The sequence below is a fragment of the Burkholderia sp. CpTa8-5 genome (assembly GCF_017815045.1).
Taxonomy (GTDB): domain Bacteria; phylum Pseudomonadota; class Gammaproteobacteria; order Burkholderiales; family Burkholderiaceae; genus Burkholderia; species Burkholderia sola.
The window spans coordinates 235,382-260,692 of the sequence record NZ_JAGIQD010000010.1; the positions used below are offsets into that span (position 1 = coordinate 235,382).

General features: G+C 61.5%; 31 protein-coding genes and 1 tRNA gene. 23 read left to right on the top strand and 9 right to left on the bottom strand.

Going from position 1 to position 25,311, the window contains the following annotated elements:
* The first annotated feature begins 287 nt into the window (after positions 1-287).
* The 3 genes from J8I35_RS34625 (at position 288) to J8I35_RS17955 (ending at position 2,643) form a co-directional block, all read left to right on the top strand.
* Positions 288-497 carry a hypothetical protein gene (locus tag J8I35_RS34625; protein ID WP_080334377.1) on the top strand — a complete coding sequence of 70 codons (210 nt, stop codon included), beginning with the start codon at positions 288-290 and terminating at the stop codon, positions 495-497.
* A gap of 138 nt (positions 498-635) precedes the next feature.
* A complete protein-coding gene (gene otsA, locus J8I35_RS17950) occupies positions 636-2,057 on the top strand; it encodes an alpha,alpha-trehalose-phosphate synthase (UDP-forming) (protein WP_209926415.1) in 1,422 nt (473 codons plus the stop codon).
* Positions 2,050-2,643: an AAA family ATPase gene (locus J8I35_RS17955; RefSeq protein ID WP_089488721.1), complete on the top strand. Its 594-nt coding sequence runs from the start codon at positions 2,050-2,052 to the stop codon at positions 2,641-2,643. Before otsA ends, J8I35_RS17955 begins: the two co-directional genes overlap by 8 nt.
* Before the next feature lie 30 nt (positions 2,644-2,673).
* On the opposite strand, the gene J8I35_RS17960 is transcribed toward J8I35_RS17955, so the two are convergent.
* Both J8I35_RS17960 and J8I35_RS17965 read right to left on the bottom strand, forming a co-directional pair.
* Complete coding sequence (locus tag J8I35_RS17960) at positions 2,674-4,041, bottom strand: MFS transporter (protein ID WP_050017466.1); 1,368 nt, start codon at positions 4,039-4,041, stop codon at positions 2,674-2,676.
* A 182-nt stretch (positions 4,042-4,223) separates the two neighbouring features.
* Complete coding sequence (locus J8I35_RS17965; protein ID WP_209926416.1) at positions 4,224-4,604, bottom strand: DUF5594 family protein; 381 nt, start codon at positions 4,602-4,604, stop codon at positions 4,224-4,226.
* 117 nt (positions 4,605-4,721) lie between these two features.
* Here J8I35_RS17965 and J8I35_RS17970 point away from each other — a divergent pair, with 117 nt between their 5' ends.
* Entirely contained in the window at positions 4,722-5,123 is a 402-nt protein-coding gene (locus J8I35_RS17970; RefSeq protein WP_050017468.1) for a hypothetical protein, read from the top strand.
* A 185-nt stretch (positions 5,124-5,308) separates the two neighbouring features.
* On the opposite strand, the gene J8I35_RS17975 is transcribed toward J8I35_RS17970, so the two are convergent.
* Positions 5,309-5,623, bottom strand: a complete 315-nt coding sequence (locus J8I35_RS17975; protein ID WP_050017469.1) for a hypothetical protein — start codon at positions 5,621-5,623, stop codon at positions 5,309-5,311.
* Positions 5,624-5,766: 143 nt separating this feature from the next.
* Here J8I35_RS17975 and eco point away from each other — a divergent pair, with 143 nt between their 5' ends.
* On the top strand, positions 5,767-6,267 hold the full coding sequence (gene eco, locus J8I35_RS17980; RefSeq protein ID WP_089488719.1) for a serine protease inhibitor ecotin: 501 nt from the start codon (positions 5,767-5,769) through the stop codon (positions 6,265-6,267).
* Between the two features lie 30 nt (positions 6,268-6,297).
* Here eco and J8I35_RS17985 read toward each other — a convergent pair whose 3' ends face one another.
* Positions 6,298-6,921, bottom strand: coding sequence for a TetR/AcrR family transcriptional regulator (locus J8I35_RS17985; protein WP_050017471.1), 624 nt, complete (start codon positions 6,919-6,921; stop codon positions 6,298-6,300).
* A 115-nt stretch (positions 6,922-7,036) separates the two neighbouring features.
* On the opposite strand from J8I35_RS17985, the gene J8I35_RS17990 reads away from it, so the two are divergent.
* On the top strand, positions 7,037-7,777 hold the full coding sequence (locus J8I35_RS17990) for an SDR family NAD(P)-dependent oxidoreductase (protein WP_209926417.1): 741 nt from the start codon (positions 7,037-7,039) through the stop codon (positions 7,775-7,777).
* A 60-nt stretch (positions 7,778-7,837) separates the two neighbouring features.
* On the opposite strand, the gene J8I35_RS17995 is transcribed toward J8I35_RS17990, so the two are convergent.
* Positions 7,838-8,170: a hypothetical protein gene (locus tag J8I35_RS17995; protein ID WP_050017473.1), complete on the bottom strand. Its 333-nt coding sequence runs from the start codon at positions 8,168-8,170 to the stop codon at positions 7,838-7,840.
* Positions 8,171-8,378: 208 nt separating this feature from the next.
* Positions 8,379-8,455 (bottom strand) — tRNA-Met (locus J8I35_RS18000).
* Positions 8,456-8,630: 175 nt separating this feature from the next.
* Here J8I35_RS18000 and J8I35_RS18005 point away from each other — a divergent pair.
* From J8I35_RS18005 to J8I35_RS18025, 5 genes are all read left to right on the top strand, one after another.
* A complete protein-coding gene (locus tag J8I35_RS18005) occupies positions 8,631-9,212 on the top strand; it encodes a sigma-70 family RNA polymerase sigma factor (RefSeq protein WP_080334378.1) in 582 nt (193 codons plus the stop codon).
* Positions 9,213-9,224: 12 nt separating this feature from the next.
* Entirely contained in the window at positions 9,225-9,533 is a 309-nt protein-coding gene (locus J8I35_RS18010) for a hypothetical protein (protein WP_050017475.1), read from the top strand.
* 2 nt (positions 9,534-9,535) lie between these two features.
* A complete protein-coding gene (locus J8I35_RS18015; RefSeq protein WP_209926418.1) occupies positions 9,536-9,832 on the top strand; it encodes a 4Fe-4S binding protein in 297 nt (98 codons plus the stop codon).
* Between the two features lie 106 nt (positions 9,833-9,938).
* Positions 9,939-10,667 (top strand): class I SAM-dependent methyltransferase, encoded by a 729-nt coding sequence (locus J8I35_RS18020; RefSeq protein WP_209926419.1) that lies wholly within the window; start codon positions 9,939-9,941, stop codon positions 10,665-10,667.
* Positions 10,668-10,790: 123 nt separating this feature from the next.
* Complete coding sequence (locus J8I35_RS18025; RefSeq protein ID WP_245170308.1) at positions 10,791-11,549, top strand: DUF72 domain-containing protein; 759 nt, start codon at positions 10,791-10,793, stop codon at positions 11,547-11,549.
* Between the two features lie 89 nt (positions 11,550-11,638).
* On the opposite strand, the gene J8I35_RS18030 is transcribed toward J8I35_RS18025, so the two are convergent.
* Together J8I35_RS18030 and J8I35_RS18035 are read right to left on the bottom strand one after the other, a co-directional pair.
* Positions 11,639-11,875 carry a hypothetical protein gene (locus J8I35_RS18030; RefSeq protein ID WP_089468140.1) on the bottom strand — a complete coding sequence of 79 codons (237 nt, stop codon included), beginning with the start codon at positions 11,873-11,875 and terminating at the stop codon, positions 11,639-11,641.
* A 9-nt stretch (positions 11,876-11,884) separates the two neighbouring features.
* Positions 11,885-12,226, bottom strand: coding sequence for a hypothetical protein (locus J8I35_RS18035; RefSeq protein WP_179233142.1), 342 nt, complete (start codon positions 12,224-12,226; stop codon positions 11,885-11,887).
* Positions 12,227-13,460: 1,234 nt separating this feature from the next.
* On the opposite strand from J8I35_RS18035, the gene J8I35_RS18040 reads away from it, so the two are divergent.
* Positions 13,461-14,786 (top strand): hypothetical protein, encoded by a 1,326-nt coding sequence (locus J8I35_RS18040; RefSeq protein WP_209926420.1) that lies wholly within the window; start codon positions 13,461-13,463, stop codon positions 14,784-14,786.
* A gap of 11 nt (positions 14,787-14,797) precedes the next feature.
* Complete coding sequence (locus tag J8I35_RS18045; RefSeq protein ID WP_209926422.1) at positions 14,798-15,871, top strand: hypothetical protein; 1,074 nt, start codon at positions 14,798-14,800, stop codon at positions 15,869-15,871.
* Positions 15,872-15,907: 36 nt separating this feature from the next.
* Here the strand turns inward: J8I35_RS18045 and J8I35_RS18050 are convergent, their stop codons facing one another.
* On the bottom strand, positions 15,908-16,486 hold the full coding sequence (locus tag J8I35_RS18050; protein ID WP_209926423.1) for a recombinase family protein: 579 nt from the start codon (positions 16,484-16,486) through the stop codon (positions 15,908-15,910).
* 367 nt (positions 16,487-16,853) lie between these two features.
* On the opposite strand from J8I35_RS18050, the gene J8I35_RS18055 reads away from it, so the two are divergent.
* The 10 genes from J8I35_RS18055 (at position 16,854) to J8I35_RS18100 (ending at position 25,075) form a co-directional block, all read left to right on the top strand.
* The gene (locus tag J8I35_RS18055) at positions 16,854-18,635 is read left to right on the top strand and encodes an AAA family ATPase (RefSeq protein ID WP_209926424.1); all 1,782 of its coding nucleotides are present in this window, start codon (positions 16,854-16,856) and stop codon (positions 18,633-18,635) included.
* Between the two features lie 231 nt (positions 18,636-18,866).
* The gene (locus J8I35_RS18060; RefSeq protein ID WP_245170309.1) at positions 18,867-19,724 is read left to right on the top strand and encodes a hypothetical protein; all 858 of its coding nucleotides are present in this window, start codon (positions 18,867-18,869) and stop codon (positions 19,722-19,724) included.
* Positions 19,725-19,841: 117 nt separating this feature from the next.
* Entirely contained in the window at positions 19,842-20,105 is a 264-nt protein-coding gene (locus J8I35_RS18065; protein ID WP_209926426.1) for an AlpA family phage regulatory protein, read from the top strand.
* Entirely contained in the window at positions 20,105-20,380 is a 276-nt protein-coding gene (locus J8I35_RS18070) for a hypothetical protein (protein WP_209926427.1), read from the top strand. Before J8I35_RS18065 ends, J8I35_RS18070 begins: the two co-directional genes overlap by 1 nt.
* Positions 20,381-20,734: 354 nt before the next feature.
* The gene (locus tag J8I35_RS18075) at positions 20,735-20,911 is read left to right on the top strand and encodes a hypothetical protein (protein ID WP_209926428.1); all 177 of its coding nucleotides are present in this window, start codon (positions 20,735-20,737) and stop codon (positions 20,909-20,911) included.
* Entirely contained in the window at positions 20,904-21,206 is a 303-nt protein-coding gene (locus tag J8I35_RS18080) for a hypothetical protein (RefSeq protein ID WP_209926433.1), read from the top strand. Before J8I35_RS18075 ends, J8I35_RS18080 begins: the two co-directional genes overlap by 8 nt.
* Complete coding sequence (locus tag J8I35_RS18085; protein WP_006765346.1) at positions 21,199-21,411, top strand: hypothetical protein; 213 nt, start codon at positions 21,199-21,201, stop codon at positions 21,409-21,411. Before J8I35_RS18080 ends, J8I35_RS18085 begins: the two co-directional genes overlap by 8 nt.
* Positions 21,404-21,751: a hypothetical protein gene (locus J8I35_RS18090; RefSeq protein ID WP_009908645.1), complete on the top strand. Its 348-nt coding sequence runs from the start codon at positions 21,404-21,406 to the stop codon at positions 21,749-21,751. The genes J8I35_RS18085 and J8I35_RS18090 overlap by 8 nt, the downstream gene beginning before the upstream one ends.
* A gap of 8 nt (positions 21,752-21,759) precedes the next feature.
* Complete coding sequence (locus tag J8I35_RS18095; RefSeq protein WP_059603868.1) at positions 21,760-22,086, top strand: hypothetical protein; 327 nt, start codon at positions 21,760-21,762, stop codon at positions 22,084-22,086.
* Between the two features lie 127 nt (positions 22,087-22,213).
* Positions 22,214-25,075, top strand: coding sequence for a DUF927 domain-containing protein (locus J8I35_RS18100; RefSeq protein WP_209926435.1), 2,862 nt, complete (start codon positions 22,214-22,216; stop codon positions 25,073-25,075).
* The last annotated feature ends 236 nt before the right edge of the window (positions 25,076-25,311 follow it).

Below are 25,311 nucleotides of genomic sequence, written 5' to 3' on the forward strand. Positions count from 1 at the left end.
CCTGAGTGCAAGTCCTGTCTGGGTGAGCGGCGGCGCGTGCACGCCCTGATGCCGCGTCATTGTTTCGCAATTGTCATAGGAAAACTGCAAAGCTTTGACAAATCGCCGTGCGGCGCGCCGCGTGCGCGCGGGCGGCGTTATTGTCGGATAGATGATCGGCGAGGGGTCGAAACGTTACAAATTGAAGGTAATTGTTACCTTCGGATGCGATCAAGCGACCTAGACTATTTTGCTATGGAATGTTTCTACGACGGCCTCGAGCCGCGCCGCATATGAGACACCCAACCATGCGCCGTTCGAAACGGTTGTCACCCCGGCCCCCCGTCGCGGCGGCCGACCATCCGGAAGTGCCGCCGCGTCCGCGGACCGACGCGCCTTCGGCACCGCCTGCGGGCGCGCCGGACGAGACACCGTCGGACGGCGATCACAACCAGGGCGGTGCTCGCCCGGAAGGGCTCGACTATCAACGCGACCTCGGTCAGGAGCAGGACGCTTGATACGGTCGTCGCCGCATTCCATCGCCGTATTTCATTGCAATTCTCGGAACTGAGTCGCCGCGCGGCCGCCTTCGGGCCGCCGCGCCTGCTTTGGCGTGCGTCGCGCGCCAGCCAATCGAATCGAGGAGGGGAAGTCGCATGAGCAGATTGATCGTGGTATCGAATCGTGTCGCCGCCGGCGAGGACACGCGCCCAAGCGCGGGCGGCCTGGCCGTCGGCGTGATGGACGCGCTGAAGGAAACGGGCGGCGTCTGGTTCGGCTGGAACGGCGAGATCGTCGGGGCGCCGGATGCCGAGCCCGCGATCCAGCGGGACGGCAACGTGACGTATGCGACGGTTGGACTGACCCGGCGCGACTACGACCAGTACTACCGCGGCTTCTCGAACGCGACGCTGTGGCCGGTGTTCCATTACCGCGGCGATCTCGCACGCTTCGATCGGCAGGAGTACGCCGGTTATCTGCGCGTGAACGCGATGCTCGCGAAGCAGCTCGCCGCGCTGCTGCGTCCGGACGACTTGATCTGGGTGCACGACTACCACCTGCTGCCGTTCGCGCACTGCCTGCGCGAGCTCGGCGTGAAGAACCCGATCGGCTTCTTCCTGCACATCCCGTTTCCGTCGCCCGACATGCTGCGCCTCGTGCCGCCGCACGAGGAACTTGTGAAGTTCATGTGCGCGTACGACGTCGCGGGCTTCCAGACCGACGCCGACAAACAGGCGTTCACCGACTACATCGAGCGGCGCGGCATCGGCGCGGCGAGCGAGGACGGGATGCTGCACGCGCACGGCCGCGTCGTGAAGGTCGCGGCCTATCCGATCGGCGTGCATCCCGACGCGATCGCGCAGGCGGCCGTCCAGTACGGCACGCGCAAGCCGGTGAAGATGCTGCGCGAGGCGCTCGGCGACCGCAAGCTGGTGATGAGCGTCGACCGCCTCGATTACTCGAAGGGGCTCGTCGAGCGCTTCCAGTCGTTCGAACGGATGCTCGCGAATGCGCCGGGCTGGCAGGGGCGCGTGTCGCTGCTGCAGATCGCGCCGCCGACGCGTTCCGACGTGCAGACCTACCAGCAGATCCGCGAAACGCTCGAAGGCGAGGCCGGCCGCATCAACGGCCGCTTCTCGCAACTCGACTGGACGCCGATCCAGTACCTGAACCGGAAGTACGAGCGCAACCTGCTGATGGCGTTCTTCCGGATGTCGCAGGTCGGCTACGTGACGCCGTTGCGCGACGGGATGAATCTCGTCGCGAAGGAATACGTCGCGTCGCAGGATCCGGCCGATCCGGGCGTGCTCGTGCTGTCGGAGTTCGCGGGCGCGGCAGCCGAGCTGACCGGCGCGCTGCTCGTCAATCCGTACGACCTGTCGCAGATGGCCGAGGCGCTCGAACGTGCGCTATCGATGCCGCTCGCGGAGCGGCAGGCGCGTCATGAGGAGAATCTCGCGCGGTTGCGCGAGAACGACCTGTCGGTGTGGCGCGACACGTTCGTCGCCGACTTGCGCAGTGTCGCCGCGGCGGCGTCGGTCACGCAGCGCGCGGGCCGGCGGGTCGCGCATGCGTGAGTGCGCGCCGGGCGCCGGCAGCGACGAAGAAACGGCAGGCGATACGGCCGGCCGTTTCTTCGTCGTGACGGGCGGCCCCGGTTCGGGCAAGAGCACGTTGCTCGATGCGCTCGAGCGCGCCGGGTTCGCACGCTCGCAGGAAGCCGGACGCGGCGTGATCCGCGACCAGATGGCCGTCGACGGTCCAGCACTGCCGTGGCGCGACCCGGCAGCGTTCGCCGAGTTGATGCTGGGCTGGGAGATGCGGTCCTACCATCTCGCGCGGCAGGCGCGCGGGCCGGTGTTCTTCGACCGCGGCGTGCCGGACGTGATCGGCTATCTGAAGCTGACCGGATTGGCGGTACCCGCGCACGCGGAAGCCGCGGCGCGGCGTTTCCGCTATCACCGGCGCGTGTTCATCGCGCCGCCTTGGCCCGACATCTATGCGCAGGACGCCGAGCGTCGGCAGGATTTCGCGGAAGCGGTGCGCACCCATGACGCGATGGTCGAGTGCTATACGTCGTATGGCTATCGGTTGATCGAGTTGCCGCGCGTGAGCGTGAAGGCGCGCGTGCGCTTCGTGATGGACGCGCTCGACGCCGCATGACGCCCGACGCGGGTGCGGCGCACGACGGTGTCAGGCCGCCGTGTCCGGCCGCGGCGACGCGATGCGCAGCAGGCTGACGACCGCGGCCACCGCCGCGAACACCGTGGCGACATAGAGTGCGATCGTCGGTCCGCGGTCGGGCGCGAGCCCGAAAATCAGCGCGACCAGCGCGGCGCCGAGCGTCTGACCGGTCAGGCGCGCGGTGCTCAGCATGCCGCCGGCGCCGCCGCTGCGCTCGCGCGGCGCCGACGACAGCATCGCGCGGTTGTTCGGCGACTGGAACAGCCCGAAGCCCGCGCCGCACAGCGCCATCCGCCACACGATGTCGACCGTGCCCGGGTGCGCGCCGATCGTCGCGAGCGACAGCAAGCCGGCGGCGAACAGCGCCAGCCCGATCCCGCCGAGGATGCCGGCCGAATAGCGGTCCGACAGCACGCCCGCGAGCGGCGCGGCGAACACGATCACGAGCGGCCACGGCGTCATGTAGAGGCCCGTCTCGACCTGCGAGAAACCGAGTGAATTCTGCAGCCAGAACGGCAGCGCGACGAACGCGAGCATCTGCGACGTGAACGACGCCGTCGACGTGTAGACCGACAGCGCGAACATCGGGATGCGCATCAGGTCGACCGGCAGCAGCGGCGCGGGCTGCGACAACTGGCGCTTCACGAAGAAGTAGCCGACCACGAATGCGACGGCCAGTTCGGCCGCGACGTACGCATGACTTTCGCCGTGACCGAGCCCGTCGACGGCCGTGATCAAGAGGCCGAACACGCAGGCGTTCATCAGCGCGCTCGCGAAGTCGTACGGCGCGTCGTGCAGCGGGTTGGCCGGCAGCGCGCGCACGCTGCCGAGCACGGCCGCGATGCCGATCGGCACGTTGACCGCGAACAGCCACGGCCACGACGCGAACGACAGGATCGCGGACGCGACCGTCGGCCCGATCGCCGACGACAGCGCGACCACCATCGCGTTGAGCGACAACCCGCGCCCCAGCATCGACGACGGGTAGATCATTCGCACGAGCGCCGCGTTGACGCTCATGATGCCGGCCGCGCCGAACCCCTGGATCACGCGCATCACCGCCAGCATCGGCAGCGAGCCGGCGAGCGCGCAGCCCAGCGATGCCGCGGTGAACAACGCGAGGCCGGCGATGTAGACGCGGCGATAGCCGATGCGTTCGCCGAGCGACGCGAGCGGCAGCAGCGTGATCGTGACCGCGAGCTGGTACGCGTTGACGATCCAGATCGACGCGGCGTCGGACGCGTGCAGGTCGCGCGCGATGGTCGGCAATGCGACGTTCGCGATGGCGCCGTCGAGCACGGCGAGCGTGATGCCCAGGGCGACGCAGACGATCGCCCAGTAGCGTTGCGGAAGCGGCAGGCCGGTATCGGCGTTCATGACGGGAGCGAGAGCGTGGTTGTCCGCGCGCCCGCGGGCCGGTTGCGTGCGCAACCATGTGCAGGGGCGGCGGCGATGAACGGCCCGGCCGGCGCGGCTGCGCCGGAACGGGGCCGGTCGAGTGTATCACCGGGCCGCATCGCGCGACGCCAGGTCGCGCGGGGGCCTGCTGGCGCGCGCATTCAGCCTTCGAAGTCGAGACCGCCGAGCCGCACGAGCGGGTCGCCCTGCGTGCGCGACGCGAGATCGATGTCGCGTGCGCTTTGCCATGCGCTCAGCTTTTTCGGCAACGCGGCGAGATAGTGCTCGAAGCGCTGCGGGCCGTCCGGCTCCATCAGCCGCTCGATTTCGTCGGTGTCCCAGGTCAGTTCCAGGTTCAGCGGATACACGAAGCCGCTCACGTGCTCGTGCGGCGCGCTGCGGATCTGCACGCGCGTCGGGTGCCCGTGCCCGCCATAGGGGACGACGTCGGTCTGAACGTGATCGGCGAAGAATGCGGCGATCGCCTGCGCGATGCGCGGTGCGAATTCGGTATCGAAACGGCGGGCGGTTTCGGGCTGCATGAAGGCGTCTCCTGTCTGCCGAAAATCGTAGCACGGCGACGACGCGTTTCGGCGCGAGCGATACCGGTAATCGCGCGTTACCACTTGCTGCATCTATTACGGCCGCGTCCCGCCACAATGCATCGCATCCAGTACCACTTCGCGTGGGAGTCCATCATGAAAAAGATTGCCGCAGTGTGTGTCCTTGCCGGTTCGCTCGCGGTCGCGGGCCCGGCGTCCGCGCACGGCCGCGATGGCGGCGCCGTCATCGGCGCATTGATCGGCGGCGCGGTGCTCGGCGCGATCGTGACGTCCGCGATGAATCCGCCCGTCGCGTATCAGGCGCCCGCGTACCAGGCGCCGGCCTATCAGCCGCCGACGTACTACCAGGCGCCCGCGTACCAGCAGCCTGCCTACCCGACCTATCAGCAGGCGCAGTACCAGGACGACGGCCCGAACTATTGCTACGACCGTTACCAGCGCGCGTACGTGTGCGGGGCGCCGGTGCAGGGCGGCTACGCGCGGCCTGCCGGCTGGTGAGCGCGCGCGGGTTTCGGGCCGGTTGGCCGTTACCCGTCGATGCTCGCTTCGCCGGGCCGGACGACGAAAGGCCCTCGCTCGATGCGAGGGCCTTTGTCTTTTTGTGCGGCCGGTTCGTTGGCCGGAGCGAGGCGCCGCCGGCCTTCGGCGCGCCGTGCGCGGATACAAACGGTTGCAATTGCGCGTCAGTGGCGATGACCGCCGCCACCGCCGCCTTCGTTCCAGTCGCCGCGGTGTCCGCCGCCGCGGCCCCAGCCGTTGCCGCGGTTGCCGCGATCACCGCGATCGCCGTCCCAGCGATGGTAGTCGCGGCGGCCGCGATCCCAGTCGCGTCCGCCGCCACCGCCCCAGATATTGACCGTGCCGTACACGGGGGACGGCGCGTACGCATAGCCGGGATCGGAATAGTAAGGCTGCCCGTAGCCGTATCCGGCGTCCGGGGCGACGACGCAGCCGGCCAGCAGGGTGGCGACGCCGGCGGCAGCAATGAGCTTCAGCATGATGTTCTCCGTTGGTTCCGCTATAAGTACCGCGCCCGGGGATTGCCGGCTGTTTGCAATTGTGTCGCCAAATTACAGCCTCGTAAGGTCGTGTGACGAAAGTGTTAGCATCGGAGGCTCATTTGTTTTTCAGGAGCACATCAATGAAATTCGCGATCCGGGCCGCGCTGGCCGCCTTCTGCGTGACAACCGCCGCCGCATGCGCGGCCGCGCCGGCCTCCGCGCCCGCCGTGTCGGCCGAGTCGATCAAGATGTTTCCGCAGGCGGCGACCGGCCAGCAGCGCGTCGTGATCGCGTTGCCCGCGCTCGAGAACGAGGGTGATGCGCGCGTCGAGCTGATGATCGGCAAGACGCTGCAGACCGATTGCAACCAGCAGTGGTTCGGCGGCGAGCTGACTGCCGAGGACGTGAAGGGCTGGGGCTATACGTACTACCGGCTCACCGACGTGAAGGGGCCGGCGTCGACACTGATGGCGTGCCCGGGCCAGGCGCCGCAGCAACGGTTCGTGCAGGTGCGCAGTGACGGTCAACTGCTGCGCTACAACAGCCGCCTGCCGCTCGTCGTCTATGTACCGGACGGTTTCGACGTGCGCTATCGCGTGTGGCATGCGTCGAAAGACGTGCAGCAAGCGGCGAAGCAGTAATCTTTCCTTTCGGCGGTGTCCTGCCGCTACCTATACACCGGCCGCGCTGCTCGTGCCGACGAGCGCCGGCCATGCGGCCAGCGCGGCCTGTGCGACGGCCTCCAGATCGCGGCGGCTCGCGCCGTCGCGCGCCTGGATCGACATGCCCTGCTGGACCGTCACGTAGTAGCGCGCGATCGCGTCGAGGTTCGCGTGCGTTGATATTTCGCCTGCCGCGACGCCTTGCACGAGGCGTTCCCGCAGCGCGTCGACCGTGCCCTCGCGCATCGCGATCAACGTTTGCCGGACCATATCGGAACGTTCGGCCGGATGCAGCGCCGACAGCACGATCAGGCAGCCGGCCGGCTTCGAGCGCCGCGTGAACACGCGTGCGGTATCCATCAGGTAACTCTGCACGGCGTCGCGCGCGCTGGCCGCCCGTTCGACACCGCCCCAGATTTCTCGCCCCTCGGTTGCGCGGTAATGCTCGAGCGCTTGCCGGAACAACGCTTCCTTGCTGCCGAAGGCCGCATACAGGCTCGGCGACGCGATGCCCATCGCGGCCGTCAGGTCCGTCATCGACGCGCCTTCGTAGCCGAGACGCCAGAACACCTCCATCGCGCGATCCAGCGCCGCTTCCTTGTCGAAGCTTCTCGGTCGGCCTCGTTCAGCCATTGCGTCCGTTCCTTCGTCGATATCTGTATCGATCGATAAAATAAATCAATTGACTGTGCGGCGCAACTTCCCACATTCTGTGTCGGTTGTTACATAAATGAGGAAAGGAACCGACATGAATCGACTTCAGGGCAAGCGTGCACTCATCACGGGCGGCAGCCGCGGCATCGGCGCGGCGATCGCGAAACGGCTGGCGGCTGACGGCGCGGACGTGGCGATCACGTATGAAAAATCGGCCGAGCGGGCGCAGGCCGTCGTCGCCGGCATCGAGGCGTTGGGCCGTCGCGCCATCGCGATCCAGGCCGACAGCGCGGATCCGGTGGCCGTGCGCAACGCGGTCGATCGTGCCGCGGAAGCGTTCGGCGGCCTGGACATTCTCGTCAACAACGCGGGGATTTTCCGGGCCGGCGCGCTGGACGACCTCACGCTCGACGATATCGACGCGACGCTGAACGTGAACGTGCGCGCGGTGATCGTCGCGTCGCAGGCGGCGGCGCGGCATCTCGGGGAAGGCGGGCGCATCGTGTCGACCGGCAGTTGCCTCGCGACACGCGTGCCCGATGCGGGGATGAGCCTCTATGCGGCGAGCAAGGCCGCACTGATCGGCTGGACGCAGGGGCTCGCGCGCGATCTCGGCTCGCGCGGCATCACGGTCAACATCGTGCATCCGGGTTCCACCGATACCGATATGAACCCCGCCGATGGCGAGCATGCCGATGCGCAACGTTCGCGGATGGCGATTCAGCAGTACGGCAAGGCCGACGACGTGGCTGCGCTCGTGGCGTTCGTCGTCGGGCCGGAAGGGCGGTCGATCAATGGGACCGGGTTGACGATCGACGGCGGCGCGAACGCGTAAAGACCGATGCCCGGCGTGAGTAGGCCGGGTAACGGCGCGCTCGTTGTTCGTCGTGGTTCGTTATTGGCAGCCGAGGCGCACGTGCTCGGCTTCCAGGTCGGCCCGTTTGTCGTACGCGTGCAGTTCGTTGCGCGGCTTGCCGTCCGGGCCCATGCCGCGCACGACTCGGTGGCCGCGGTCGGGCGAGTGCGTGAGCGCATCGATGCCGGCGGCCAGTTCCCGGCACCGCGCGTCGGGAGAGGTGCTTTCCGGGCGAGGGGCTGCCGAGGCAGTGACGTTGGCGATGCCCGGGCTGACGTAGCGTTGCTTGGCAGGCGCCGTGCCGGTGTCGGCGGCGTTGGCCGTGGCGGTTATCGCTGAAAGCGCGGCGAGCGCCGCGATCGTTCGAATCATTCGAGAAGTCCGTGTGCTGAACCGAAGAAGGTTCGGAATTCTACGCAATGTTCGCTGCATGTCCTCGGAGAATGGACGAGGTGCGATCGCGTGTCGCACGTCGCGGTGAACGGTCGACTACCCATCTTCGTGTGCTGCGCCGCATGCGCGGCAATATCCCCCAGACAGCAAAAAGCCCGCTTGCTTTCGCAAAGCGGGCTTCGGCATTTGGTTGCGGGGGTAGGATTTGAACCTACGACCTTCGGGTTATGAGCCCGACGAGCTGCCAGACTGCTCCACCCCGCGGCGCGAAGTGTACTTCGGGTTGAGGCTTAGAGTCAATCGATTCGTGCGGCGGCAGTCCCGGTGCCATATCGGGCCTGTTCCTTGAAGCCACTGCAACGCAGTGAAGCCGACGCGTATAGCCGGAAATTTTCCACATTCGCCACAATATTCGCGCGCCTGAAACGTCTTCAGACGCATGGAACCGCCACCCACTTCGCAAACGATGACCGACCCAGACCGCGACATCACCGCGACAGTGATGCGTGAACGAACGAGGCTAGGGAATTTCATTCGGCGTCGGATTCGCGACCCGGACGATGCCGAGGACGTTCTGCAGGATGTGCTTCACGAATTCGTGCAGGCTTATCGGCTTCCGGCGCCAATCGAACAGGCGAGCGCGTGGCTGTTCCGTACCGCGCGTAATCGCATCATCGATCGTTTTCGCAAGAGGAAGGAGCAGCCGCTGGCCGATCTGCTCGATGCCGACGACGACGCGGACAGCGAGTATCGCCTGGATCTCGCGCTACCGTCGCACGATGCTGGTCCTGAAGCGCTCTACGCTCGCACGCTGTTGCTCAAGGCGTTGCAGGATGCGCTCGACGAACTGCCGGCGAATCAACGCGAGGTTTTTATCGCGCACGAACTGGAAGGGCGGTCCTTCAAGGAGATGGCCGCGGAAAGCGGCGTCACGCTCAATACGCTGCTCGCGCGCAAACGATATGCGGTTCTGCATCTGCGTGCGCGACTGCAACCGATTTATGACGAACTGGATATCTAGAGGAGTCGACGGATGAATTTTCGAATCAGATGTGCGGGCAAGGCGCTGCTCGTGGTGGTCGCCATCGGCGTGCTCGGGTGGGTCGTCATGATGCTGTGGAACTCGGTGATGCCGGGGTTATTCGTCGGTGCCCGGACGATTGATTTCGCCCATGCGCTGGGGCTACTTGTATTGAGCCGCATCCTGTTCGGCGGATTCCGCGGACACCGCGGCTGGCACGGCCGGCGTCACTGGCGGAAGTGGGAAGCCATGACGCCCGAAGAACGCGAGCAATTCCGGGCCGCATGGCGATCGCGCGGCAAGCGGCCTACCGAGGAGTGAACATGCGCGAGAAATCAACAGTCGACTGCAAGCAGAAGGCGGGCGTGATTGCGCCGGTCGTCAATCTGAAACGTTGCGAAGGGAAGGGGGATTGCGTGACCGTTTGCCCTGAAGACGTGTTCGAGATCCGTCGCATCGATCAGGCCGATTATCTCGATCTTGGTTTGATGCATCGGTTGAAGCTGCGCGTGCATGGGATGAAAGTCGCGTATACGCCGAATGCGGACGCGTGCCGGTCCTGCGGGCGTTGCGTGACAGCGTGTCCTGAGCACGCAATCACGCTTGCGCGACGGGCATAGCGTCGTCCGTTCGCGCCGATGGTGGAACGGCGGCTCGGGAGCCTGGCGGCGGATCGGCGATCGCTGGATACGCCGTCCCAGTGATCAACCTCATCAGGGAACCCACTTGACTTCACCTACTCATGTTCTTCTGCAACGGCTTCATGAAGAAAGCCGGAGCGAAATCATTGCCCGCGCTCGAGCGCAGTTCCAAGGGCCGAACGAGGCGTTTCCGACGCTCGTCGACGAATACGAAACACTCGCCCCTCGGCTGCGAGGGCGTTTTCTCGAAACGTTCGGCTTGTTCACCGAAGATTTCGAGTCATCGGCAGGCAGTGCTTTATCGTTGGCCGTATCGGCGGAAACGGGAAGGTTCCTGCGCAACATGGTGCTGGCGCAACGGCCGACCAGAATCCTCGAACTCGGCAGTTCCTGCGGCGTGTCGACTTTGTATTTCGCCGACGCGCTGCGTACGTTCGGCCGTGGCGTCGTCATCGCGACCGAAGGCGATGCGCTCAAGTGCGAGCGTTTGCGGGCTCACGTCGAAGCAGCCGGCCTGGACGCCTATGTCGAGTTGCGGGAGGGCGACGTATTCGACACGGTTGCCGAACTGGACGGGACTGTCGACATGGTGTTTATCGACGTCTGGGCCGACGCCTATCTGAAGCTGTTCAAGCAGATCGAGCGCCTGCTGCGACCGGGATCGGTCGTGCTGGCCGACAACATGTACACGGCCGAGGACGCCGTTCGACCGTATAAGCACTACCTCGACGAGGATCCGCGGTTTTCGACCACGACGTTGGATTTTGAGTCGGGGGTGGAGTTTACGGTTGTTGTTGCGCAAGGGGGCTGGTGAATCCGGGAGCATAGAGCTGGACCCGTCCCCGAACATGCCCTACAGCACGACGGCCTTTCCGTGTAGCCAGTATATTTCGCGATAAGCTACGGCAGTCAAGATCCGATACGGGGGGCGACGGCCATGTCGATTCTCGTGGGTACGGCTTCGTGGACCAACAAGACGCTGATCGAGTCGCGTGCCTTTTATCCTCCCGGTTGCAGTAGCGCCGAGGCGCGCCTGCGCTACTACGCAAGCGTTTTCCCGGTGGTCGAGGTCGATTCGTCTTACTACGCGATGCCGAGCGCCAGCAACAGCGCGCTGTGGGTCGAACGCACGCCGCCGGGATTCGTCTTCGACATGAAGGCGTTCCGACTCTTCACCGGCCACCAGACCGAGCCAAAGTTCTTCCCGAAGGATCTGCAGGGCGAACTTCCGAGCACGGGAAAAAAGAACCTGTACTACAAGGATGTGCCGCCGTCGATCATTGAGGAACTGTGGTCGCGCTTCTTCGAAGCACTGCGCCCGCTATACGAGGCGGGCAAGCTCGGGGCGGTGCTGTTCCAGTTCCCTCACTGGGTGACCGCGGCGCCGAAGTCCCTCGCGCACGTCGAGCACTGTGCGGAGCGCATGCAACCGCTGCTGACTGCGTTCGAGTTTCGGCATGAGAGCTGGTTCTACGACAAGCACCGTGCGTCGACGCTTGCAATGGAGCGCGCGCGCGGAATCGTGCATGTCGTCGTCGATGCGCCGGAAGGCGTGACGAAGCGTGTGCATTCGGTGTGGGAGGTGACGTCACCCGACCTCGCGATCGTGCGGCTGCATGGCCGCAATGCGTCGACCTGGAGCGGGTCGGCGTCGGTGCCTATCGACCGGACGTCACGCAAAGGGTTGTGCTCCTGATTTTTTTGATATCTGACCGCCCTTCGGCGATTAGATTCGGCGCTATCCGTATGTCAGTGATAGGCGCGCGAAATAGAACTCCATAAAAATCAGTCTCGATTCGCCTCGATAATCTGGTCCAGCGCATTGGCATCGTCGGTAGGCTCCTCCGTACCCCGAAAAATGCAAACCTCCGTATGCCCGTCTCGGAACACGTCTATTTCGACTCGCATCCCAACCACGGTAACCGAGACCAAGACCGTATCGGGTCGATTGCGGCTCAGGGTGTAGTGAATTTTCGCGGAGTCGAGCCGGTCGAGCAGATGAAACAGTGTATTGGTGGTCATATCGGGTACCTATTTCTTGAATCGATTATCGTTGAGCAACTTGAGCGCCTTACGCGCCTCTTTGATACCGTCGCTCGCGTCGCCTTGAATCTCGTTGAGCGTCGAATTCAAATACTGCCCCGGAAACTCGCGGAGCACTGAGCCCTTGCATTCGGCTTTGATGATGTCGCAGGCCATCATATCGCCTCGGTCGATTCCTGCTACTTGAACCGCGTCGCCCAAGGTGTCCGCTGAATAATCGAACGGAGACGCGTCACTGAGTGAGGCGGAGTCAGTGAAATTCGCACCTCCTGCGAATTTAGCGGCACCGCCAGCGCCGCCGATTCCGACAACGCTTTGCAGATAGCTCATCAGTTCGCCAGCGGACACGTCGCTAGGCGTGGCCCAAGAAGGTAGTGGCTTATCTATCGGTAGTCCAGCCGACGCCGGCACGCTGGCGAGCCTACTAGCCTTGGGGAAAGGCGGGGTTTAGGGCGAACCTCCAGCCGCCCCGCCACGGGCCGTCGGACGATCGATTGATACGGACACTCTCCCGTCCTCTATGGCGGATCGGAGCGCGGCTACGGGATCGCCGGAGAGTGACCCGGCTAGTCCCAAGTCTCGGAGATAGCCAACGGCCCCTGTCAGTAGTCCAGAGTATTTCGGCCAATGGAGCATCAATTCTGAGACGGCTGCCCGCTGTTCCGCGGATCGACTTACTCCACCGTTGTTAGACAACGTGGCTCGCTTCCCAGACCCTATATCGATAGTCACTGACGCCATGCGACATGCTCTCCGATTCCGATCGATATACATCATACGATACCCGGAGGGGTCACCCTTTTGGCTTCGTGGAACAGGAGGTGAGTGGAAGCAATCGCTGCTACGCCAAATTTACGCCAAACTCGGTGAAGAGATTTGTCGCGTAAGGCTGGGATGGGGTATCGCTGGTCCCCCGACAGAATTCATATCGCTATGCTGCATGAGCCGTTTGGGCGAGTGTGCTCCACAAATACCAACAAAAATACCAACAGCCATATCGGCGTAGGCCCGATCAGTCGAAGGCCGGCGCTGTGCGGAACATTGCCGTGCCGCCAGAACAAAAAATATCTGGAGATTTGGAGATAGGCAATCGTTTCGGCTTGTGAGCCTTGTCTGGTAAGGCTGCGGCTATCTCCAAGTCTATCTCCAAAGTACACATTTTCTTGGAGACAATATTGGAGAGAGGCGTCTGAGTCCATGGCTTTCGTTCGAACATTTGGAAGCCGCACAACCGTCTGGCACGCTACGCGCAAAGAAATCCCGCGCCCGCCTGTCCGCCCGCGCGCGGGGGCTTGACCAATGCGACGTTCGCGACCCACTACCTTGCGGCGCGTTGCGCCCAACATTTGCCCCCCCGTGAATTTAAAGCGGAAGCGCGGGCGTGCGCGGAGGTGCGAACATGGGTTGCGCCGCGACTTCTTTGGGTAGAATTCCTGTCCACGGGGCGTCTTTACACGGTCGAGACGTTTATTGCCACGTCCGGAAACCCGAATACATAGTCCACATCGACACGCCGCGAACATCAGACCAGTTCGACGCGTGCGGCAACCACAAGAGAGCAGTGATGGCTACAAGAAAAACCGCAGCTAGAAAGGTGGCTGAAGCGACAGCTCCGCGCGCAACTCCGGCTAAAAAGAGCGTGACGCGCGTGCGATCGTCTCAACCACGTGCTGAGCCTACGCTGGATAGACTGCACGACGAGCGTGTTGACTGTCACTCCATCATTACGTCGATGGCGACGAAAGACTATCTTCAAATGGTCGATGCGGCATACAGCAGCCGCGGTGGGGTTGAGGGCCAGCGAGAGAAACTGCGTACCACGTCCGCCATTCGTATCAGACGGCGGATGGTTGAGGACATTGTGCAAGGTGCGGTGCTTCCACCTGTTGTCGTTGGTGTTGTACTAGATGCCAAAAAATTTGCGACCGTCGCAGCGCTCGGGGATAAGGATCTTCGGACTCTAATCCACGGTCTGGAGTCGGAGAGAATCTCGATCATCGATGGTATGCAAAGGACCACTGCGCTACGGGAAGCTGCTGCGATGTCAAGCGCAGTGGATACCCGAAAGATGCGCGTCGAGTTTTGGGTTTCGGACTCTACCAATAGCTTGATTTATCGAATGCTTGTCCTCAACACTGGCCAAGTTCCGTGGAATCTTCGAAATCAAATCGAAGTCGTATTTCGGTCACTTATTCTTGAAATAAAGGCGGCAGTGCCGAACCTTGAAGTCCTGCAAACGGCAGATGGAAGGCGGCGATCGAAGGGTGGCCAATTTCAGGCAAATGAGGTTGTTGAGCTTTTCTTGGTATTTGGCGCTAGAAAAGAAAAAATCGATATTAGGGAGCGGCTTGCAGATGAATTTACGCGGCTCGATTTTATGGAGGCTGCGTCGGATAAGAGATTTACCAAGCATTTTTGCGTTGCGCTAGATAATCTGGCTAAGTTGGATTTTTCGTTTGATAAGTTTAAAAAGGCGCGAGCGTCTGAGAAGGGCGCTGGTAAGGGGCGTGACACCGAGAAGAATGATTCACGGTTTGTCGGTGGGAAGGACTTGTTTGCAAGTCAGCCTGCCTGTGTCGGACTGATTACTGCAATTGCAACGGAAGTGTTTGGGCGCCCCGGAATTAGTCGGTCGTCAGATGAGCAAGAGAAGCGCCTCGATCGCATCTCCAAAGGCGTAAATCGATTGGTTGCCAAGTTGTCGAAGATGAATTCAGGGCAGCTAGAGGAGTTTCTTGGGTTTCAAACGCTGAATGAGGCGATTGCTCGAGGGCGAACCGGGTTGTCGGTAGGCGATATGGAGCGCGAATTTTTTCTGAAGGGATTTCAGGTTTTAATTGAGGAGGATTTTAAGGTTTCTGATCTGACTCCGTGCTGGCGCGCGTACTGAACGGTGCGTATATGGCACGCAATATGATCGAGGCTAACGCTAAGCTTTTTTCCCGCTTGGCTGATGTTGCGCGTGGTGTCCTTTCGCAAGAGCTAATCGACGTGAAGCGAGCGATCGCGACGGATGCTGAGGGGAAGCGGTGGCTGAAGGATGTGGAGATTGTAACCAACTCTCTGCTATCGGTCGGTTTGAGCTCGCGATTTGCAATTTGCTCGATTGATGGTGAAAAGTATCTGTTGTCGGTTGGTATTGAGATAGAGTCTCCGCCCGATGATTTTGAGTCTGTGGAGATAAATTCAGGTGCTTTTACGGCGTTTGTCTCGGAGATGGACGTTGGATTTATTAGAAGCGCAGACTTTGTAGAGAAGCTGCGTGAATATGTTTTCTACCCAACTTCAGATGCGGTTGAGCGAATCGATGTTGACGTCATGCGACCGTTTTTCGAGCCGCTTCAATTGTTTCGCGTTCATCGTGATAGCCCACTGAATTGTGATCGCGTAAGTCCGTATAGAACCGCACTGGCTGCTGTTCTTGGCGCTCCATCGATAGTAGGTCTACCTTGGGCCGGGGCATCACTCGAGAGATTGGATGCGATGGCGCGCAACCCACATGAACGGGTGCCTTTTCACGTATTGTTGCGTGCTGTAACAGAGACGCGGCCAGATGCGGCCTTCCTGGCTGTTTACCGATGTGTCGAGCAACTTTTCCCAGTTCCGAAGATTGCGGAGCTGTCCGAGGATCTAAAGTTAGATCGGGCTGCGATGGAGGTTGCAGCATCTATCGAGCGGCATTTGAGTTGGCGAAGGCGCGAGGATGACGCTATCGCGTATCTGTTCGAAAAGATTTCTGATGAGACTATCAACCGACTCGCAGCGGTAATACGCAATGGACATGTCGATGAGATCTCGCCAAGAGGCGTGAGTCGCCGCGTGTACGAACTGAGGAATCAGTGCGTGCATTACCGTCCGATACATGGGGCAGATGTTGATATCCCTATCAATTGGATGGGGATAAGCGATATCCTGCTTGAGGTGGTGGAGCAGTTGTACGCAACGTATAACACCGCATTTCCGGTTGAGGCATAGTTTCGTCCGGCGAACCGTTACACGTGCTTTGATTTGTTAGTCACCACGCGTCCGGATTCGCATAATAGTTTGCCTGCTTGTGCCGTATTGCTTCGCAATAGAAGCAACAGTTGCCCCGGCCTTCAGTTGCTGTCGTACTTCAGCTTGATGTTGACTGGACAGTGATGAAGGCCGGCCTATCGTCTTTCCCTGAGACTTTGCGCGTGCAATGCCGGCATTTGTACGTTCGATCAGCAGATCACGTTCGAACTCTGCAACGGCGTTCAGAACTTGCATTGTCATACGTCCGGCTGAGCTCGTCAGATCGACGCCGCCAAGCGCCAGGCAATGAATTCGAATATTGCGATCCGCCAGAGCCTCGACGGTCGCGCGTACGTCCATTGCGTTTCGGCCGAGCCGATCAAGTTTCGTCACGATCAACACATCGCCTTCTTCCATCCTGCGGAGCAAATCTGCGAACCCCGGCCGCTCTTCCGCGCACACACTGCCGGAGATGCTTTCCGTTACGACCCGGCGTTTGTCGACAGAAAATCCAGCGGCCTCAATCTCGCGGAGCTGGTTGTCTGTCGTTTGGTCACTGGTGCTGACACGAGCATACGCAAAGGTTCGGGACATATTAATGTGTTCGAAAGGGGTGTACGAATCATACCTCATGTCCGAAATATGAGAACCCTTATTTTCGGACATGGTTGAAAGGATATGTCCGTAAGGGAACGGTTTCGGACATGTTCGTCGCATTTGAGGCCGATATCCGTCTGGTCACCTGCCGGGAGCGATAGGGCCGTGCCATAAATTGCACAAAGGCAATCACCTCTGAGGCCAGGTGCCTCACGCCATGTCGATAACCGTTCTCGCCTGTACAGCGTCCGTTACTGTAGTCATGCCTGCCGGCGCGTCCTCGTGCGCTGGGTACCGTACAATCTGGTGATGTTGTTTCAGTCGCCCGATAATGCGTAAGTAATCATTGACTATTGGGCTCCCCGTGAACCAAAAAGAAATCAAAAATATGCCGCACGTTTATTTGCAAGGCCTCAAGCTGACCAACTATCGTGGAATCGGGCCACAGGAGCAAACGATGGCCCCTTTCAAAACGTTTAATTTTTTTATTGGAGCTAATAATGCTGGTAAATCAGCAGTTCTGTCATTTATTTCGCGTCATATTCCGCCTAAGTTGACCACGCCAGGGCTCAGTGCAATCTCCACTATTGAGCCGTTGGAGACGCATGGCGGATCAACAGGTGCACCTATTCACATGGCGTTGGGGATTGAGACCGATACTTTTGTGTCGTCGATTATGGAACGGATACCGCATCCACAGCATAAGGGTCAAGCGCTGCCATTCATTAATCGAATTGCTGAAGTATTGTCGAATTGCGGACACGTGTGGTTCAAATCTCCTGTGCCGTATGGGCAGAGGCTGGAGCTTATCTATGATCTTCGCGCCATAACTCCTTTAATTGGTCATGACGAGTGGCGTTTCATCTGGAACATTCTTACTGGCCAGCAGGGAGGTGGTCTGCAAACGTGGGTTCAGGGTGCAATGCAGGTTTTGTCGGATGCTACGCAATTTAACCTGCCACCTAGCTATCTAATTCCGGCAATTCGTGAAGTCGGGCCTACAGGGGCTAAACTTGCAGACTACAGCGGGAAAGGATTGATCGACCGCTTAGCGGAAATCCAAAGTCCGGATCATGACAAAAGATCAGATAGAGATTTGTTCGATAAAATAAACCATTTTTTGGCGACCGTTACGGGGGTTGAGTCGGCTCAGATCGAAATACCGCATAATCGTCAGCATATTCTCGTGCATATGGATGGAAAAATACTCCCGTTGTCGTCGCTGGGGACTGGCATTCATGAGGTAATTATGTTGGCATCATTTTGTACTCTGATTCGGGGTGGAATTGTCTGTGTGGAGGAGCCTGAAATACATCTGCACCCAATTCTGCAGAGGAAGTTGATCGGATATCTGCAGAAAAATACAGAAAATCAATATTTCATTGCAACTCATTCTGCAAGTTTTATAGACACGCAAGGTGCTGCGATATTTCATGTGACGAATGATGGTGTGCAAACCATAATTCATGAAAGTGTGCTTAATGCGGAGAGGTTTTCCATTTGTGTTGATTTGGGATATAAAGCTTCCGATCTTGTTCAGGCGAACGCGGTTGTTTGGGTGGAGGGCCCGTCGGACCGGATTTACATTAGAAGATGGCTGCAAGAGGCTGCGCCAGAATTTGTTGAGGGAATACACTATTCAATCATGTTCTATGGTGGGCGACTATTGAGCCATTTGAGCGCGGGGGACGATGAAATTGACGACTTTATCAGCCTCCGATCGTTGAATCGTCATGCTGCATTGGTTATGGATAGCGACCGCGCGGAAATTGGGGGTGAGGTTAACTCAACGAAGCAGCGATTGATTCAAGAGTTCTCGAAGCATGGTGGAGTTGCGTGGCTAACTGCTGGTCGAGAGATTGAGAATTATGTGCCGCATTCCGAATTGCAAGCGGCGGTCGCAGATATTTACAAAGCGTCGTACGTGAGGCCCAGTAAGGGCGGTCAATTCGATCATGCTTTATATTTCCGTCGCCGAAAGGGAAGGGATTCAGGAGCGTCAGGAGAGGTTGGTGAGTTCATCGAGAAGAGTGTCGACAAGGTTAAAGTGGCTCATGCGGTTTGCAGCAGTCGCATAAGCTTGGACATTCTTGATTTGCGGGAAAGGGTGGGCGAGCTTGTTGCGATGATCCGAGCGGCGAATTGATGTGTGAGTCTGTCGCATCTTTTATGTTCTTTTGAATAGCGGCCGGATATTCCAGGGTGGCAGCGAGCACGTTGCGTGCACGTCGGATTGCGACCTTGAGTCGTTTGCGGGTCTGCGTAGCAAGTCGTGAGAAAATGCGGCCTGTCGAGCCTAGGGCGGCCACCCGAAAACCGGATACCTTCACCGGCTGGCTCGGCGTTCTTCGTGAAGGGCGCATATGAAGGATGCGCGATGAATCTGGATTTTTGCTGCTGGGTGCCTGATCCGGTGCGACAGGCATGCGCCGGTGTGTGTAGTGCCGATACTCCCTATCGGGAATCGAGTGTTGAGGCGGCGAAACGGCTAGTTACCGATCCTCGGATGGAGACGTTTTATCGGTCCGAGTCGCTTGGATGGGCCCGTGGGCCGAATGCCGATATCGCATGGCGGCTTTGGTTCGACGCGGCACTGGATGCTGCGAACGTTGATGAAGATGCGTCACGCGAAGCGATCAAGCGGCAACGTGCCAATGTGTCGGAGCTTGTGCGAGTGCTCGATGAGGCTCGCGACCTACTTAACGAAATCGAGCAGGACGAGACGAGCGCGCCTATTTCGATACCAATAGAGTTCACCGACGTTCTGTATCTGCTTGATGCAACCGCCCAGCATCCGGGAATTGTGGACGACTACGATAGGTCCAGATATGAAGCGAATGCACGTCCACGCCTTGATGAGATATTTCATTTTAACGGTAGCCGAGCCTGCTTTATTCCGTCCGTTGCCCAACTTATAACCGGGTTGTCGGCGAGCGCATTTGCTTTGCAGGCGCAGCTAGATGATCGAGCGACAATCCCTTGGCGCGGGCAATTTGCAGCTGACCAATTTACATCGCAGAAAAGCAACAAGTATCGAGCCTACGTTCGCGGCGTTGATCGGGCCATGTGGGAGCTTCGATTCGAGTACACCGACGAAGACCAAGTGGAGTGTTGGCGACTCCCCGACTCGCTGCTCGCAATCCAGTGCAAAGTAGCTTTGGGTGAGAGCGACTTAGAAGGGTTTGTTGAGCGTATGCGGAAGCATCGGTTGAATTTCGAGAGCGACGAGTTATAGGTCGGAAGATTTTTAAACCGAAACGGCAAAAAACAATCCGTGTTTCGTTTTGACGTACTCCCTTAAATTGCCGACTGTCGATGCCAATGGTGGCACAGACATGCTTAGGGAGCACAAATGCCTGTAAAGAACGTCTCCGCGCTGCCTACTCCGGCCGCGCTTCCGCTCGACGGTCTTTCTCGCTGGGAAAGTCTGCGTTCGTCCATTCCATTGTCCCGTGAGACTGTTCGTCAGCGTGAGCGCGAGGGGAAGTTTCCGCGCTCGATCCGATTGACTCAGCGTTGCACGGTCTGGAGTAACCGCGAAATCCATCGCTATCTCGCTGATCCGCTGAACTATCGCGCTGCCGATGCCGCGAATGAAGTGACGGAGGGCATGTGATGACGAGCGCAACGAACGCGCGAGCGATGGCGCGTGACATCAAAAAACAAGCCGACGCGGAGTTCTACGATTGTGAACTTTCCCGCCTGCACGAACTGTTTAGCGATGTGCTCCAGTGTACGGAGCAGGGTGCGCGGCGCGATGCGGCAAGCATGATCGTCACCGCTGCGGGCGTCTTCGAGCGCGACGCGGTTCGGATGCCGACGCGCGCTAAGCATGCCGTCCGGCTGCTGAAGGAGGCTATTTTCATGCTCGATCCGAAGGTGTCGGCATGAGCGCTCGCCAAGTTACTTTGTCATGCCGGCGCACGGCGGGCATGGCCCGGCTTTCTCTGGACCCTGCTGCTTCGGATTTGCACGTCGCGACGGCACGCAGTATTCTATACACGTCGCTGACACAGAAGCGACCGGGTTTGGAAGCCCGATTGTTCCAAGGCGGACGACCGCCGCAGTGCGGTTTTTTTACGTCCGTGTGCCTTCGCGCGCCTCTACGATCAATGGGTGGGCGACGGTGGGGAGGCTTCGGCCTGCCGGTTCCCTTGGACGCCGGTCTTCCAACCCTGCTGTCTGCCCGCCCACCCCATTTGGAAGTGGGGAGCGGGTTCAACCCGTCCAAGGAGGTCGCATTCAATGCGCCAGTCCACGCACGCCCATACCGGGCAGCAATCTCACCTCATTCAGTCCATCGTCCGCGCAGCACTGCGCGACGCAGCAACCGCCAGCACGTATCAGGATGCGCTCGATGCAACCGGTGCGGCATTGGCCGCAATCGCCGCGCTCGTCCGTGCGGAGGTGCATCATGGCTGAGCTGCGCTGCAAGATCGGCGATCTGGCGATCGTCACGAAGTGCGATGCTCGCTCGCGCATCGGCATGCTGGTTGAGGTGGCATCGGCTCGCCCGACGCCCGATCACGATTGGCGCGTGCGGATCTTGGGTGGCCTCGTCAAGGGCCGCAGTGTCTACGATCGGCGGTTCGGCGAATTCACGCATGCAGCCGTCCACGACTGGAACCTCACGCCGATTCGCGGCGAAGCGGGGCTGGATTACACGATCGATGTCGGGCAACTCCTCGCGTCGATTCTGGAGGTGCGCCATGTCTAAATACCGCCTGCCGAACGAAGTCACGATGATCGCCATGTGCGCGGCCCATCAGTTCGCCCAACTCGAAGCCCTGTTCGATGCTGTCCGTTCGCATCTTGCGGAGGGCACCTACGAGCGCGCGCTCGTCGACATGGGGCAAAGCGTCGCGAGCCGGTATTCGGCCGAAATGCGCCGCACTGCGCAGCCGGAGGTGTGCCATGACTGATCAGCGCATCCGAACCGCGGTTGTCGACGGATTCGACAACGCACCGCCGCTGGATACCGGCGCACCGATCGAGCTGCAATTCGCCGTCGACCTTGGCGCGATCTGCGCCGACGCATGGCTCGACCTGAAAGGCGACGTGCGCCTGCACGACTACGCGGCGCATCAAGCCGCCGCGTTCGCGCGCGGCATGGAAGCCGCCATGCAGGACGCAGGCGACGTCGACGCGCACCGCGTGACGATCAGCCGCCAAGCGTTCGCGGCCGGTCTGATGGGGCGCGTGCAGCAGCATCTGTTCGCGGCGCTCGGCCTGGTCACGCGCGAACCGCGCACGACGCACTGAGGACAGCCATGGCAAAGACGAATAAGAATGCCGTGCAACCGCTCGCCTCGCACTTCGTGGCCGAGGTGAACCGCCCCGATCGCAACCGCATCGGTACGCGGATCAGCGATGCGATGGAGCTGCTGGACAGCCTGCATTGGGCGACCGACAAGGCTATGTCCGATGACGACTACTGGCTTGTGCTGAGCCTGTTCCGCGCGTCCCTGCCGTCGATCGGCGCGGCGCTGGAGGCCGCCAACGACGCACTCGGCGAGTCGCGGCTCGGCCGCTACGTCTACAGCAACGACGTCACGGCCGGCGGAGCGGTTCTGTCGGTGCCTCGCGCGGCAGGCTGACGCCCCGCCGATAGGCATCGCCGCATCATTCAATTCTTCGCGCGTCGGGTAGCTGCTTACCCGATATGGACTACTAATCGGAAGTCGGCCGACGCGCGTCCAGTGGGAATCTATGAGTAACGCACCCATGTCCGAATTCGAGCGGGCGAGAGTCGCGCTCGGCTATGTCCCGCCTGACGACCGCGACACGTGGAGTCAGGTGGGAATGGCGCTCAAGGCCGAGTTTGGCGAGGAGGGCTTCGCCCTCTGGAACGAATGGAGCCAAGGCGCGCAGAACTACAACGGGAAGGACGCGCGCGATGTGTGGAAGTCGTTCAAGGGCGGCAAGATCACCATCAACACGCTGTTTCACCTCGCCAAGCTCGGCGGTTTCGATCCGCGCGCGCATCGCGCGAAGCCCGTCGATCCAGCGGAGCGTGAGCGGCAGAAAGCCGGGCGCGCGGCCCGCGAGGCGGCCGAGCTGGCCGAACTGACCGAGAAACAGCAAGCTGCGTCGGCGCTCGCCGAATCGATCTGGTCGGCGGCCGAGCCCGCGCCGGCCGATCACCCATACCTCGTTCGCAAGCGCATCCCGGTCGACGCGCTGCGCGTCTATCGCGGCGGCTTGTGCATCGGCACGGCCGCATGCGACGGCGCACTCGTCATCCCGGCCCGTGACGCGGACGGCAAGCTGTGGACGCTGGAGTTCGTCCTGACGGACAGCCAGAAGCGCTATCTGCCGAACGGCCGCAAGGCGGGCTGCTTCTCGTTGATCGGCGGCCCGCTATCTTCCGCGCCGTCCACGCTGCTGATTGGCGAGGGTTACGCCACGTGCGCGACGCTCGCGGCCGCGACCGGCTATCCGGTCGCCGTCGCGTTCGACGCCGGCAACCTGCACGCGGTGGCGACGGCGCTGCGCGGCCAATATCCGGACGCCCGCATCGTCGTGTGCGCCGACGACGACCACGCGACGAAGGGCAATCCGGGCGTGACGAAGGCCCGCGCGGCGGCCGAGGCCGTCGCCGGCATCGTCGCGGTGCCCGACTTCGGTCCGAACCGGCCGGCAGCCGGCACCGACTTCAACGACCTGGCTGCGCACCTCGGCCCGGATGCGGTGGCCGCCGCCGTGCGGGCTGCGCTCGCGCCGGCCGGCTCGGCTGACGCCGGCAAGGGCAAGGCTGCTCCAGCCGCCGCGAAGCCCGCCAAGCGTCCGAAAACGGCCCGCGCGCAGGACGGCAAGTCGCGGTTCGTCGTCGACGACAAGGGCGTGTGGTTTCACGGCTTCAACAATCAGGGCGATCCGCTGCCGCCGCATTGGGTCAGCACGCGTATCGACGTAATCGCGGAGACGCGCAACGAGATGAACAGCGAGTGGGGCTACCTGCTCGAATTCACCGACCGCGACGGCATCCTGAAACGGTGGGCGGTGCCGGCCGGCCTCTTTGCCGGCGACGGCACGGAGCTGCGCCGCATGCTGCTCGATATGGGCGTGAAGCTCGGCGTCACGCAGATCGCCCGCACGCAGATCGCGAACTATGTGCAGATGGCGCAGCCGGACGAGCGTGTGCGCTGCGTGCCGCGCGTCGGCTGGCATCACGGCGCGTTCGTGCTGCCCGATCGCGTCATCGGCACCGGCAAAGAGGCGCTGATCTATCAGGCCGACACGCCCATTCAGAGCCAGTTCAAGGAGCGCGGCACGCTGGAGGACTGGCGACGCGAGGTCGCGGCCTACTGCGTTGGCAATAGCCGGCTGCTGTTCTGCGTCGCTACCGCCTTCGCTGGTCCGCTGCTGCACTTCTCCGGGCTCCAGTCGGGCGGCTTTCACCTGCTCGGCACGACGTCCAAGGGTAAGTCGACGGGCGGCGTCATCGCCGCGTCCGTGTTCGGCTCCCCGGACTACGTGCGGGGCTGGAAGGCGACCGACAACGCGCTCGAAGCCGTCGCCACGCAGCATAGCGACGCGCTGCTGATCCTTGACGAAATCGGGCAGGTCGAGCCGCGGTTGGTCGGCGATGTGATCTACATGCTCGCGAACGAGTCGGGCAAGGCCCGCGCGTCGCGTAGCGGCTCGGCCAAGCCGGTGCTCACGTGGCGGCTGCTGTTCCTGTCGAATGGCGAAAAGAGCGTGTCGGCGCTGATGGCCGAGGGCAACAAGCCCATGAAAGGCGGTATCGAGGTGCGCTTGCCCGCGATCCCGGCCGAGGTCGGCGAAATGGGCGTCGTGGAAAAGCTGCACGGCTTCCCGACGCCGGCCGCGCTGATCGAGCATCTAGAGCGGCACGCCGGTATGCACTATGGCACGGCTGGCCCCGCGTTCATCGAATGGGCGTCGTCGCAGGCCGGCGAGCTGGCCGAGCATCTGCGCGTGCGCGTCGATGAGCTGGTCGGGCAATGGGTGCCGGAAGGCTCGCATTCGCAGGTCGCACGCGTCGCCAAGCGGTTCTGCCTCGTTGCGGTAGCCGGCGAGCTGGCGACGGCGCACGGGTTGACTGGCTGGCCGCAGGGCGAATCGGTGGAGGCTGCGCGTCGCTGCTTCGAAGGCTGGCTCGAACTGCGCGGAGGCACCGGCAACTCGGACGAGGCCGAAGCCGTGCGGCAGGTACAGCATTTCCTCGCTGCGCACGGCGACAACCGTTTCGTATGGATGAACCGGGCGCAGGACGACCATCGTCCGAACGTGCCGCATCGAGCGGGCTTCAAGCAGCACGTGAAGCGCGACGAGCGGCGCACGCCCATCGCCTCCGATCGCGAGTATTACGCCGAGTTCGGCGGCAAGATGAGCGCCGACGATGCCGAGAGCGTCGAGACGGAATACCTGATCGAAGCGGCCGTATTCCGCAAGGACGTGTGCGCTGGCTTCGATCACAAGATCGTCGCCAAGGCTCTGATGAAGCGGGGCGTGCTGATGCCGCGTAGCGACGGCTATCCGTACCGGCAGGAGTACATCCCCGGTCACGGGAAATTCATGGTCTACCGCGTGTTGCCGTCCATCTTCACGCTTGAGCTGTGAAATGCACCGCCGCCGTCCGGGAGGGCGGTGGCGGGCATTCCTTTGCGCGGCGTTTTTCTCCCGTGCGTCAAAGTTACTTTGAGCGATCCGCTCCAGATGGAACCGGGCGGGCGACTGCCGCGAATCTTGCCGCATCCGTAACAATCCAGCCCGGTTTATCGTAAGCGTCATTTCGTGGCCGCATGGACAGAGCTGCAGCCGGTGTCCAAAGTGATGTCCGTTACTTCAAGTGATGG

Coding starts and splice junctions, on each gene's coding strand:
- J8I35_RS18100 (WP_209926435.1), top strand. CDS start 22,214: ATGTCCGAATTCGAGCGGGCGAGAGTCGCGCTCGGCTATGTCCCGCCT.
- J8I35_RS17955 (WP_089488721.1), top strand. CDS start 2,050: ATGCGTGAGTGCGCGCCGGGCGCCGGCAGCGACGAAGAAACGGCAGGC.
- J8I35_RS18045 (WP_209926422.1), top strand. CDS start 14,798: ATGGCACGCAATATGATCGAGGCTAACGCTAAGCTTTTTTCCCGCTTG.
- J8I35_RS18050 (WP_209926423.1), bottom strand. CDS start 16,486: ATGTCCCGAACCTTTGCGTATGCTCGTGTCAGCACCAGTGACCAAACG.
- J8I35_RS18075 (WP_209926428.1), top strand. CDS start 20,735: ATGCGCCAGTCCACGCACGCCCATACCGGGCAGCAATCTCACCTCATT.
- J8I35_RS17995 (WP_050017473.1), bottom strand. CDS start 8,170: ATGATTCGAACGATCGCGGCGCTCGCCGCGCTTTCAGCGATAACCGCC.
- J8I35_RS18065 (WP_209926426.1), top strand. CDS start 19,842: ATGCCTGTAAAGAACGTCTCCGCGCTGCCTACTCCGGCCGCGCTTCCG.
- J8I35_RS17985 (WP_050017471.1), bottom strand. CDS start 6,921: ATGGCTGAACGAGGCCGACCGAGAAGCTTCGACAAGGAAGCGGCGCTG.
- J8I35_RS17965 (WP_209926416.1), bottom strand. CDS start 4,604: ATGCAGCCCGAAACCGCCCGCCGTTTCGATACCGAATTCGCACCGCGC.
- J8I35_RS18080 (WP_209926433.1), top strand. CDS start 20,904: ATGGCTGAGCTGCGCTGCAAGATCGGCGATCTGGCGATCGTCACGAAG.
- J8I35_RS18085 (WP_006765346.1), top strand. CDS start 21,199: ATGTCTAAATACCGCCTGCCGAACGAAGTCACGATGATCGCCATGTGC.
- J8I35_RS18095 (WP_059603868.1), top strand. CDS start 21,760: ATGGCAAAGACGAATAAGAATGCCGTGCAACCGCTCGCCTCGCACTTC.
- J8I35_RS17975 (WP_050017469.1), bottom strand. CDS start 5,623: ATGCTGAAGCTCATTGCTGCCGCCGGCGTCGCCACCCTGCTGGCCGGC.
- J8I35_RS18090 (WP_009908645.1), top strand. CDS start 21,404: ATGACTGATCAGCGCATCCGAACCGCGGTTGTCGACGGATTCGACAAC.
- J8I35_RS18030 (WP_089468140.1), bottom strand. CDS start 11,875: ATGACCACCAATACACTGTTTCATCTGCTCGACCGGCTCGACTCCGCG.
- J8I35_RS18035 (WP_179233142.1), bottom strand. CDS start 12,226: ATGAGCTATCTGCAAAGCGTTGTCGGAATCGGCGGCGCTGGCGGTGCC.
- J8I35_RS18070 (WP_209926427.1), top strand. CDS start 20,105: ATGACGAGCGCAACGAACGCGCGAGCGATGGCGCGTGACATCAAAAAA.
- J8I35_RS18040 (WP_209926420.1), top strand. CDS start 13,461: ATGGCTACAAGAAAAACCGCAGCTAGAAAGGTGGCTGAAGCGACAGCT.
- J8I35_RS18025 (WP_245170308.1), top strand. CDS start 10,791: ATGTCGATTCTCGTGGGTACGGCTTCGTGGACCAACAAGACGCTGATC.
- otsA (WP_209926415.1), top strand. CDS start 636: ATGAGCAGATTGATCGTGGTATCGAATCGTGTCGCCGCCGGCGAGGAC.
- J8I35_RS18010 (WP_050017475.1), top strand. CDS start 9,225: ATGAATTTTCGAATCAGATGTGCGGGCAAGGCGCTGCTCGTGGTGGTC.
- J8I35_RS18015 (WP_209926418.1), top strand. CDS start 9,536: ATGCGCGAGAAATCAACAGTCGACTGCAAGCAGAAGGCGGGCGTGATT.
- J8I35_RS17990 (WP_209926417.1), top strand. CDS start 7,037: ATGAATCGACTTCAGGGCAAGCGTGCACTCATCACGGGCGGCAGCCGC.
- J8I35_RS17970 (WP_050017468.1), top strand. CDS start 4,722: ATGCATCGCATCCAGTACCACTTCGCGTGGGAGTCCATCATGAAAAAG.
- J8I35_RS18060 (WP_245170309.1), top strand. CDS start 18,867: ATGAATCTGGATTTTTGCTGCTGGGTGCCTGATCCGGTGCGACAGGCA.
- eco (WP_089488719.1), top strand. CDS start 5,767: ATGAAATTCGCGATCCGGGCCGCGCTGGCCGCCTTCTGCGTGACAACC.
- J8I35_RS34625 (WP_080334377.1), top strand. CDS start 288: ATGCGCCGTTCGAAACGGTTGTCACCCCGGCCCCCCGTCGCGGCGGCC.
- J8I35_RS18005 (WP_080334378.1), top strand. CDS start 8,631: ATGGAACCGCCACCCACTTCGCAAACGATGACCGACCCAGACCGCGAC.
- J8I35_RS17960 (WP_050017466.1), bottom strand. CDS start 4,041: ATGAACGCCGATACCGGCCTGCCGCTTCCGCAACGCTACTGGGCGATC.